Origin of the sequence: Salmonella sp. 2020_1459, from assembly GCF_043847915.1 — a bacterium.
Lineage (GTDB): Bacteria > Pseudomonadota > Gammaproteobacteria > Enterobacterales > Enterobacteriaceae > Salmonella > Salmonella enterica.
In genome coordinates this window covers 64,507-75,326 of record NZ_JBCMFA010000011.1, presented here as the reverse complement: position 1 = coordinate 75,326, position 10,820 = coordinate 64,507, and the positions used below count along the sequence as shown (strand labels likewise).

8 protein-coding genes are annotated in these 10,820 nt (G+C 53.4%); 2 read left to right on the top strand and 6 right to left on the bottom strand.

Going from position 1 to position 10,820, the window contains the following annotated elements; translation table 11 throughout:
* The 5 genes from ACH0VJ_RS21885 to torC form a co-directional block, all read right to left on the bottom strand.
* Positions 1 to 202, bottom strand: a 202-nt coding sequence (locus ACH0VJ_RS21885) for an ATP-binding cassette domain-containing protein (protein ID WP_116560564.1), incomplete at its 3' end; no start/stop codon positions are given.
* Positions 203 to 207: 5 nt separating this feature from the next.
* The gene (locus ACH0VJ_RS21880) at positions 208 to 1,608 is read right to left on the bottom strand and encodes a cytochrome-c peroxidase (RefSeq protein WP_000724465.1); all 1,401 of its coding nucleotides are present in this window, start codon (positions 1,606 to 1,608) and stop codon (positions 208 to 210) included.
* A 189-nt stretch (positions 1,609 to 1,797) separates the two neighbouring features.
* Positions 1,798 to 2,430, bottom strand: coding sequence for a molecular chaperone TorD (gene torD, locus ACH0VJ_RS21875; RefSeq protein WP_000595422.1), 633 nt, complete (start codon positions 2,428 to 2,430; stop codon positions 1,798 to 1,800).
* Complete coding sequence (gene torA / locus ACH0VJ_RS21870; RefSeq protein ID WP_000790674.1) at positions 2,423 to 4,975, bottom strand: trimethylamine-N-oxide reductase TorA; 2,553 nt, start codon at positions 4,973 to 4,975, stop codon at positions 2,423 to 2,425. Before torA ends, torD begins: the two co-directional genes overlap by 8 nt.
* Positions 4,965 to 6,149 (bottom strand): pentaheme c-type cytochrome TorC, encoded by a 1,185-nt coding sequence (gene torC, locus ACH0VJ_RS21865; RefSeq protein ID WP_001230254.1) that lies wholly within the window; start codon positions 6,147 to 6,149, stop codon positions 4,965 to 4,967. The genes torA and torC overlap by 11 nt, the downstream gene beginning before the upstream one ends.
* A 129-nt stretch (positions 6,150 to 6,278) precedes the next feature.
* On the opposite strand from torC, the gene torR reads away from it, so the two are divergent.
* Positions 6,279 to 6,971 (top strand): two-component system response regulator TorR, encoded by a 693-nt coding sequence (torR, locus tag ACH0VJ_RS21860; RefSeq protein WP_001562512.1) that lies wholly within the window; start codon positions 6,279 to 6,281, stop codon positions 6,969 to 6,971.
* Here the strand turns inward: torR and torT are convergent.
* On the bottom strand, positions 6,944 to 7,984 hold the full coding sequence (gene torT / locus ACH0VJ_RS21855; protein ID WP_001202041.1) for a TMAO reductase system periplasmic protein TorT: 1,041 nt from the start codon (positions 7,982 to 7,984) through the stop codon (positions 6,944 to 6,946). The genes torR and torT overlap by 28 nt on opposite strands.
* A gap of 79 nt (positions 7,985 to 8,063) precedes the next feature.
* On the opposite strand from torT, the gene torS reads away from it, so the two are divergent.
* Positions 8,064 to 10,799 (top strand): TMAO reductase system sensor histidine kinase/response regulator TorS, encoded by a 2,736-nt coding sequence (torS, locus tag ACH0VJ_RS21850; RefSeq protein ID WP_000106952.1) that lies wholly within the window; start codon positions 8,064 to 8,066, stop codon positions 10,797 to 10,799.
* The last annotated feature ends 21 nt before the right edge of the window (positions 10,800 to 10,820 follow it).

Genomic DNA, 10,820 nt, shown 5'->3' with positions numbered 1-10,820 from the left:
CGCGGCGCAGGGGTTCGCCCTGCCAGTACACCTCGCCGCCGTCCGGGCGCGCCAGCCCGGTCAGCAGGCGCAGCAGGGTGGTTTTTCCGGCGCCGTTGCCGCCGGTGACCTGCACCCACTCCCCGGCGTCCACGGTGAACGACAGCCCGCGAAACAGTGTCCTCTCGTCCCGCTCGCAGTACAGATCTCTGGCTTCAAGCATCATTGTCATTGCGCATATTCAGGTTGATATGGCGTATAAACACCGGTCAGGCTTTCCAGGAAGGCGACGATATCGTCAATATCGTTTTGCGGCAGATCGGTGCCAACCTGGTAACGCAGCATCAGTTTTACCGCGCCATCCAGCGTCGGTACGTCGCCCCGATGGAAATAAGGCGCTGTTAACGCGACGTTGCGTAAGCCTGGGACTTTTTGCCGTAATTTATCGCGAACCTCTTTGGTGACGTTCATACGACCAATATCCGCTGCGGTAATTTCGCCAAAATTAAAGTCTCGCTTTAATCCCAATGGTTCAAAAGAGCGTCCGCCTAAAATGATACCGCCGTGACAGGTTGCACATTTATTCTCTTTAAATAATTGATAACCGTGTTTCTGTTGCGCGGTCAGCGCATTTTCATCTCCACGTAGCCATTTATCAAAGGCGGAATCCGGCGTTATCAACGTTTTTTCGAATTCGGCGATCGCATCAGTAATATTTTCCCCGGTAAATCCTTGCGGATAAACCGCCTGGAAATCTTTTTTCAGGACAGGATCTTTATCAAGCTTGCTAATAATTTCATCCCAGGATTTAGAGGCCATTTCAATAGGATTTAACGGCGGTCCGCCTGCTTGCTCCTGCAGGGTTGCAGCACGACCATCCCAAAATTGTTCGATATTAAATACGGAGTTGAATACCGTCGGCGCATTTATTGGTCCTACCGCACCGCCAACGCCAATTGAGGTTTTTCTGCCATCGACACCGCCCGCATTTATCGCGTGACAATGCGCACAGGATATTGTGCTGTCGCCGGATAAACGTTCATCATGATAAAGCCGGAAACCTAAGTCGACTTTTTTCGCATCGACGGGAATATTGCGCGGAATAGGCTGAACGGGTTCATTCCGGTGCGCGGCGTCGGTATCGGCGCTGGCATAGTTGCGCTCACGCTGATCGGCTATCCAGTTCAGGATGTCAGTACGCTCTTTATCGCTGACGCCCCCCGCCCAGTGCAGCGCGACATAGCGGGTTGGCGGCATAGTCTGATGTTGCATAACCCATTCAATTTTATTCAGTTCGCTTTGCGGCACCGGCGTATCCGCAATCAGGGCGGCCCGTACCGCCTCCAGGTTAAACGATTTGTAGCCGAGCTGGATATCGTAATCCATTAGCTGCTTTGCCACCGGAAAAGAGGAATAAAAAGGTAATTCAGCGGAAGGCGTATGACAATAATCACATCCTTTCTCCCTGAAATAACCCAGTATTTTATTATTTTCACCCACAACCGAGGCCTGCACATCGCTTTTTTTACTGCGCTGTTTGTCGTAATACCATACATACCCGGACAAACCTAAATAACATAACAGCCCAACGGTGATAACCGTTGTCGCATAGAGGGTAATTTTTTTCATATCACTATCCTTATGGGGTATTGCGGCATGATTAATTAAATTTTATTTTTTTACTCATGAGGCCCGTCAATACTAAATACAAACCCATCATGGATATTGATTGGTATCAATAATTACAATTGGCTAAACCTATAGATATGATAACCCCCGACTATCGTAAGATTTATTTTGCGATGCCCGTCACAGGGTTTATTCAACCGCAACAATGGATAAATCCTCTTTTCCGTCATCAAAACGAACGATAGCCAACAATAATTGACTTAACGCAGCATAAAAACCATAGGGATCATGCTTAAGGCAATTATTTGTAAATTCCGGAAGCCATTCCAGTAATGACGACAATGTTTTCTGGCGTAATTTATTCATTCTCCGTTGTTGGAACGATTCACCCAATGAAAAATGTAAATGGCTGAGTAATTCCAGATAAATCGCCAGGTGGTCGGTCGGCTCTTTAAAATCGTCGTTGACTTCCATCCCGGCTTCAAGCAATAAATGTTTAATCATGCCGGGTTCCTGCTGCGGGTATTGCGAGGCGTAGGGCAAGGCCGATTTTTTATCCGTCATCAGGAACAATCCGCAAAAATCTGCGGCCAGCTCCAGCTGCGCATCCTGGCGCAGGCTAAGCGCGGCAATTTTTTGTTCGAGTAACGCCACCGACGCCGCCAGCGCAGGCTGACGCTTTAACAGCGCCAGCCAGTCCGCGATCTCCGCGGACTGTAATTGTATTAACCCTTCATCATCCACTTCCCGGAAAAAGAGTAACGCCAGCCATGCATATACGCAGGCGTACTGTTCCTGAGCAAGCGCTGGCTGCTTAATCATGCGGATTCCCCTGCGATGCGGGTACATATTCACACTGCGCGACCATCTCGACCGGACCGTTAAACGCCGTGACGTTATCAATAGGGCCGGTATATTTTTCAATTTCCACCAGCGTCGTATGCGCGCTGGTCGCCTGCGCAAGCTGTGATGTACCGATATCCAGCGTTAATACGTTAGGGTTGCCGTACTTACACAACGCGTTGAGATCGCCGCCTTTATCAGGATCGTACCAGGCGCCTTCATGAATTCGCGCCACGCCCGGCGCATAGCGATCGGAAACTACCGCTCCCGCCAGTACCTGCCCGCGTGCATTGAATACCCGCACGATGTCACCGTTGCGGATCCCGCGCGCGCTGGCATCCTGTGGGTTAATAAAGACCGGCTCCTTGCCGCCAACGGCATATTGCTGACGCAGCGTTTCCGACTCGCACAGTTGGGAATGCAGACGGAAATCAGGGTGGACGGATTGTAAGTGCAGCGGCCAGCGCTGCGATCCCGGCCCGCCATGCGAGCGTTCGATTTTTTCGAACCACATGGGATGGCCCTGACAATCGTCGTATTGCATGTCGGCGATCGTTTTGGAGTAAATCTCGATCAAACCGCTTGGCGTGCCCAACGGCTCCAGGTCCGGATCTTCACGGAAAGCCTGATGGCGCACAAACATCTGCGGATGATCAAACTCGATGTACTCCTGTTGATTCCAGAACACCTCGAAAGTCGGTAAGTGGATACCGCGACCTTTTCCCTGCTGGCTCCCTTCCTGCCAGATGCGTTTCAGCCAGCCCATTTCATCAAGGCCTTCCGTAAATGCCGCTTCACGGTTAAAGCGTCGGCAGAGATCGCGGAAAATATCAAAGTCGTTACGCGCTTCAAACTGCGGCGATACCACCTGTTTCATGGCGATAATGCCGCGGTTAGAGTGATTGCCGAACTGATCAAGGTCGTTACGCTCAAATTGGGTGGTAGCCGGCAAAACGATATCCGCAAAGCGGCAGGTCGACGTCCACTGGTTATCAATAGCGATGACCGTTTCCAGCTTGCGCCACCCTTCAATTATGCGGTTAATTTGTTGGTGTCGGTGGAACGGGTTGGTCCCGGCGAACACGCACATCTTCAGCGTCGGTAATTTAACCGATTTGCCGTTCCAGTTAATGACCTTGCCCGGTTCAAGAATGGCATCCATAAAACGCGCAATAGGAATGGTGCTGCTGTAGCCTTTGTAATCCGTGCTGTCGTGTACTGGCGGAACGGTCGTCGAACCGGAAAAGCCGCTTAAAATGATCCCTTTACGACCAGGCGTCCCGGCGCCGTTGTAGTGCCAGCCAAAACCAAAGCCGCCGCCCGGTAAACCAATCTGTCCCAGCATTGCCGCCAGCACGACGACCATCCATGACCACTGTTCGCCATGCTGCATACGTTGCACGCACCAGCCAGCGATGATTTGCGTTCTGTCGCCCGCCATCTGCCGCGCCAACGCGCGGATGGTGTCGGCGTCAATACCGCACAGTTTTTCCGCCCAGGCGGCATCTTTGGGCTGTCCATCTTTTTCGCCCAGCAAATAGGGGAGGAACTGGTCAAAACCGACGCAATAGTTATCGAGGAAATTTTTATCGTACAGTTTCTCGCTGTACAGGGTATGCGCCAGCGCCAGTTGTAACGGGACATCCGTCTGCGGGTTAATGGCGATATGTTTGACCTTATCGCGCCCCAGATAATCGTGCGTGGAGGTGACGACCGGATCGATGCTGATGACCGAGATAGCGCCGCTGGCAACTTTTTCTTTTAATTGTTCATAGTACTGATAGACATCGTGATCCGGGCACCACCAGTTTGCCTGCTGGTTTTTCACCATATCAGAACCCCATAGCACAATCGTTTTACTGTTCTGTAAAACCAGAGGCCATGACGTTTGCTGCTCGTACACTTCCATTGAACCCACCACGCGCGGCAGAATCACCTGCGCCGCGCCGGTCGAATAGTCCCCTCCCGTGCTAACGCTATTGCCATGTAGCGCAATCGCGCGCGCCAGCATCCCGGAGGCGTTATGGAACATGCCGGTAGATTGCCAGCCGCTCGCCGTCAGTAACGCGCTCGGCCCGTAGGTTTTTTGCACCCGCTCCAGTTCCTGATAGAACAGATCCAGCGCTTCATCCCAGGAGACGCGCACAAAACGATTATCGCCGCGCTGCGAGGTGTCGCTTTGATGACCTTTGCGCATCCAGTCGACGCGCACCATCGGATAGCGAATACGCGCCGCGTTGTGGACGTGATCGGGCAGGCCGGCGATCATTTTGGACGGGTATTTATCCTGTTCAAACGGTTTTGCCGCCACAAATCGACCGTCAACCACCGTGGCGCGAATCGCCCCCCAGTGAGAACCGGTAAGGATACCCTCTTTCGTCGCGGCGCCTGGCGCAACGGCATCCGCTGCGCGGGCGCTACGGGGCGTCAGCAGTGACGGCCCCAGCATTCCTGCCACCGTCAAGCCGCCAAGCTGTGCCAGAAAACGTCGACGAGAGACGTGTAACGAGTCCTTATTTTTCATTGTGTTCTCCCTTATCGCTGTGCGGCGTGTTGGTGGTATCAGACGCATTCATCTGGAGATATTTCAACAAGGTACGTTCTTCACGCTTATCCAGACTGGTGAAACCGATCATGCCGTTGAGCGTGCCGATCCAGCCGTTAGCGTCAAAGTGCGCTTTGTCCGGCGCGCCGTGACACTGATTACAGGTGCCGTTATAGAGGGAGTCGGCATAGGCCCAAATCGGTTTAATGTCATTTACCATGTCGCCTTTTTGCATCCACGCAGTTGCCTGTAATTTGCTCCACTGAGTATTAGTCGCCGCGACGGTGGTCTCTTCCAGCGTTTTCACATGCTGTTGCACATCGCCGCGAATCGAGGCGACAAAAATACGTTTACCGGGCAACTGCGTCAGCACGCGCTGGCGACCGTCCGTCTCCGTCCAGCCTTCGATTTGCACTTGCAGCCAGTCACCGTCCCGTTTAAGGACTTTCACTTCAGAAGCAGGTAACAGCGAACCTGCCGGTTCTTTATCGCCTTTAGCGGCGTAAATCGGCTTGATATCCAGCGAATAGAGCGTATCGCCGTCATTATGCGTACTGGCGCTGGCACGCAGTTCATCAAACTGTTTGCGGAAACCGCTGCTCATATCCGGTAGCTGGTGGGCAATCCCTTTATGGCAGTCGATGCAGGACTGATTTTCTTTCGCGGCGATTTTCATTTGCCGCGCCGCTTCCGGGTTCTGTTTCGCGTGATCCATCGCATCGTAGTTATGGCAGGAACGACAGGTCGCGGAGTTATTCTCTTTCATGCGCGCCCATTCACGCTCGGCAAGCTCGGCGCGTTTGGCTTCAAATTTTTCTGGGGTATCAATCGAGTGGGCGATAAATGTCTGGTAAAGATCGTTGCTGGCTTCCAGCTTACGTTTCACCATGCCTGGAATATCAGGGGGGATATGGCAATCGTGGCATTCCGCGCGTACGCCGGAAGCGTTCTGGAAATGTACGGACTGTTTATATTCCTGATACACCGGCTGCATACTATGGCAGCTGACGCAAAACTCTGTCGTACTGGTCAGTTTGATACCGACGTGAGGTAACACGATCAGCGCAACGCCGATCACAATCCCGACAATGACCAGCGCCAGTATCGACCAACGGGCGCTTGGCCTGAGTAGCGCTCTCCAGAGTTTTCGCATAATAGCCCCTGTAATTATATGGTTTAATGCGCAGATCTTATTCCGCAAATATGAACAGCGTCACTGGTCAGGATGAACGGGATACGGCAATATATGAACAGATATGAACAGAAAGAGACCGCGCGCAGGATGTCACATCACATTGTTATTGTTGAGGATGAACCTGTTACTCAGGCCAGATTACAGGCCTATTTTGAGCAGGAGGGGTATCGCGTTTCGGTGACCGACAGCGGCGCGGGCCTGCGTGACATCATGGAGCATGAGCACGTTTCGCTGATCCTGCTGGATATCAACCTCCCCGATGAAAACGGGTTGATGCTGACCAGGGCGCTACGCGAACGTTCCACGGTGGGCATTATTCTGGTGACGGGGCGTTGCGACCAAATCGACCGCATCGTCGGGCTGGAGATGGGCGCGGACGACTACGTCACCAAGCCGCTGGAACTGCGCGAGCTGGTAGTGCGGGTAAAAAATCTTTTGTGGCGTATCGATCTGGCCCGCCCCACGCCGCAAAATGCCAGTGAAAACTGCTATATGTTTTCCGGCTACTGCCTGAACGTGATGAATCACACGCTGGAGCACAACGGTGAAGCCATTAAGCTTACGCGCGCGGAGTACGAGCTGCTGCTGGCCTTTGTGACCAACCCAGGCAAAGTGCTGCATCGCGAACGTCTGCTGCGAATGCTTTCCGCCCGCCGCGTAGAGACTCCGGATCTCCGCACGATTGATGTCCTGGTTCGCCGCTTACGCCATAAAATTACGCCGGAGCTGCTGGTCACACAGCATGGCGAAGGCTACTTTTTAGCCTCGGAGGTGTATTGATACAAATAGACGGGCCGAAATCCCGGAGGCGATAGCGAACGACGAACGCGCGCGCTGTCGGCGTTGTTATGCGTCAAAATAAGCACCGGCGGGCTGATATTTTCAGGCACCGGTTGCCCCTGTAAGACCTTAATCGACTGCGTTATCGCTAATTCTCCCTGCCAGGCCATCTGATCGCTGAGCGCCATCAGGATATGGCCGCGTTTTAAACCGCGATAAACCTGATGCGTCAGATAAAATGAGACGATCGTGAGCGGAGTCGTCAAATTTCGCCCTTCGCCCATCGCCGCCTCCGCCGCTATCGCCGACCCGGCGACCACATTGGCGTCCGGATGACGCTCCAGCATTTCCTGGAGTAAGTTTCGCTGCACTTCAATGTCGTTATCGCCCCAGGCGATATCCACAATGTTGATGGCGCTGCCTTTAATTGCCTGACGAAAACCCGCCACCATCTCCTGACTGCCGCCAGCTTCCTCCGGCCCCGGGAAGAGTAAAACGTTAAGCGTTTTTCCTTTGCTCCACTGCACCAGGAAACGTCCCGGCAGATAACCCATCTGAAACCACGGCAGACCGACGTGAGTTGCCACGCTGGCGTCGCGTATCACGTTCGCCACTTCAATAACCGGCACATTACCGGCATACCGTTCCAGTTCCGGGAAACGAATGGTACTGCTGCCAAGCAGAATAGCGTCGGCGCCCCACTCCCGGCACTGCATCATTTGCTGTTGTTGCGTCGCCAGTTGCCGATAGCCATTCGCTTCCAGCACTTTTAAATCAACGCCATACAATTTGGCCGCTTTTTGCATCCCGTAGTTGACGGACAACCAGTAAGAATCTTTCAGGCTGGGGTATAATGCGCACAGTTTCCAGGGTTTACTCGCATTGACTGACGTTTGCCGCCAGGGAATCGCCCGATCGGCGCGCGTCCAGTGTAACAGCCCGGTTTCGGCTGACGCCGTTTCTACATTCGAGACGATGATTATCAAAAAAAAGAACGAAATAAGCGCGCGCATGATAGCCCCACCAGCAACAAGGTTTTATCCTAATGGTTTTTCCGGCGGCAACTCAACCCATTTCACCCGCGGCGCATAAATGTCAACGCCTTCACTGACCCGCAGATTATGGCTGGCCTTCGCCCTGATGGCGGCACTCACTCTGCTCAGCACCGTGATCGGCTGGATAAGCCTGCGCGTCATTAGTCAGGTGGAGCAAACCAATACGCAAGCGCTGCTCCCCACGATGAATATGGCCAGGCAGTTAAGCGAAGCCAGCGCTTACGAGCTCTTTTCCGCGCAAAATCTGACCAATGCCGACAGTGAGGGCGTTTGGCTGGCGCAGGGGAAGATGCTGAAAGCGCAAAGCCTTAAAATTAACCATCTTTTGCAGGCATTAAGCGAGCAGGGGTTTAATACCTCGGCCATCGCCCGGCAAGAAAAAGAGATTGCGCAAACGCTTGGGCAACAGGGAACGCTGGTCGGTGAAATTCTCACGCTGCGCGCACAGCAACAGCAGTTAAGCCGCCAGATTGCGGAGGCGGCGGAAAGCATTGCCGCCCAGGCTCACGGTCAGGCCAATAATGCAGCGACATCTGCGGGCGCCACCCAAGCCGGTATTTACGATCTTATCGAAAGCGGTAAAGGGGACCAGGCTGAACGCGCGCTTGACCGACTGATTGATATCGACCTTGAGTATGTGAATCAGATGAATGAGTTGCGGGTCAATGCCCTGCGGTTTAAGCAGCTCATTGTGACCTTAAAAGACGCGCAAGGGCTGAGCGATGCCGAAGACACCGATGAAAAACTTAATCAGTTGGTTAAAATTTTATCCCGCCGCCAGCAGCGTATAGAAGATCCTACCGTTCGCGCCCAAATCGCCGACGCGCTGGAGACAATAAACCAGTACACCACACTGGTTACCCTGTTTCGTAAGGAAAACGCCATCCGCGACCAGCTTCAAACGCTTATGGCCAATAACCTCTTTCAGTTTACCCGCTTCAGTACGGAAGTGTCGCAGTTGGTGAACGCCATCGAAAAACGAAACGAGGCTGGGTTAGCGCGTCTTACACACGCCAGTCAGCGTGGGCAAATAGGGTTAGTGATCTTAGGCATCCTGGCGCTGTGCTCATTAAGTTTTATTCTTTGGCGAGTGGTTTACCGCTCCGTATCCCGCCCGCTGGCGCAACAAACGCAGGCCTTACAGCGGTTACTGGAGGGCGATATTGACTCGCCGTTTCCGGAGGCGGCTGGCGTCAGCGAACTGGATACCATCAGCCGTCTGATGGAAGCGTTTCGCGCCAACGTGCGCAAATTGAACCGCCATCGTGAGGATTTGGCGGAACAGGTGCGTTCGCAAACGGCGGAGCTTCATGCGCTGGTGCTGGAACACCGGCAGGCGCGCGCCGAAGCGGAAAAGGCCAACGAGGCGAAATCGACGTTCCTTGCCGCCATGAGCCATGAAATTCGCACGCCGCTTTACGGCATTCTCGGTACGGTACAATTGCTGGCCGATAAACCGCTCATGGCAAACTACCGCGACGATTTACAGGCCATTAATGATTCAGGCGAATCGCTACTGGCGATTCTTAACGATATTCTTGATTACTCGGCGATTGAAGTAGGCGGCACCAACGTTTCCATTAGCGAGGAGCCGTTTGAACCGCGACAATTGTTGAATAGCGCGCTGCATTTAATGCACAGCCGCGTGCAGGTGGCGCTCATCGCCGACTTTAGCGAGCAACTCCCTTCCACGCTACAAGGCGATCCGCGCCGGATACGTCAAATTGTGATTAATCTTTTAAGTAATGCGGCGAAATTTACCGATCGCGGCAGCATAGTGCTGCGCACATTTTGCGACGATCAGAGCTGGTTTATTGAGGTTGAAGATACCGGATGCGGTATCCCTGAAGCGAAGCTGACGGCTATTTTCAAACCGTTTGTGCAGGCGACTGGACGCCGGGGCGGGACGGGCCTGGGGCTGGCTATCAGCGCCAGCCTGGCAGAGGCGATGGGCGGGACGCTAACCGTCACCAGTACGCTTCATGTTGGCAGTTGTTTTCGCTTACAACTGCCGGTTCGCCACCCCAAACCCGCAAGCAAAAATGCGTTCAGGGAACCGATAAATCTTAACGGACTACGCCTGTTGCTGATTGAAGATAATATGCTAACGCAGCGTATTACCGCTGAAATGCTCACGGGTAAAGGGGTGAAGGTCTCAGTAGCTGAAAGCGCGAATGACGCGCTACGCTGTTTAGCCGAAGGCGAGTCCTTTGATGTGGCGCTGGTGGATTTTGATTTACCGGATTATGACGGCTTAACCCTGGCGCAGCAGTTGATGAGTCAGTATCCCGCCATGAAACGCATTGGTTTTAGCGCGCATGTGATAGACGATAATCTTCGTCAGCGTACCGCCGGTCTTTTCTGCGGGATTATTCAAAAGCCCGTTCCCCGCGAGGAGCTTTACCGCATGATAGCGCACTATTTACAGGGCAAATCTCACAACGCGCTGGCGATGCTGAATGAACATCAGCTTGCCGGCGATATGGCGTCTGTCGGCCCGGAAAAACTCCGGCAATGGATCGCGTTATTCAAAGACAGCGCGCTGCCTTTAGTCGAGGAGATCGAGGCGGCGCGCGCCATGAATGACGACGTTAACATTAAGCGGCTGGCGCATAAATTAAAAAGCGGCTGCGCCAGCCTGGGGATGACGCAGGCAACCGAAGCCTGTCGGGAGCTGGAATTGCAACCGCTAAGCGATATAGATATTAAAACTATCGTGACGCAGGGAGTGACGGCGCTCGACGCATGGATAGCCGATCATCCTTCGCCATAATAGCTTCCGGCTCGCCACGGC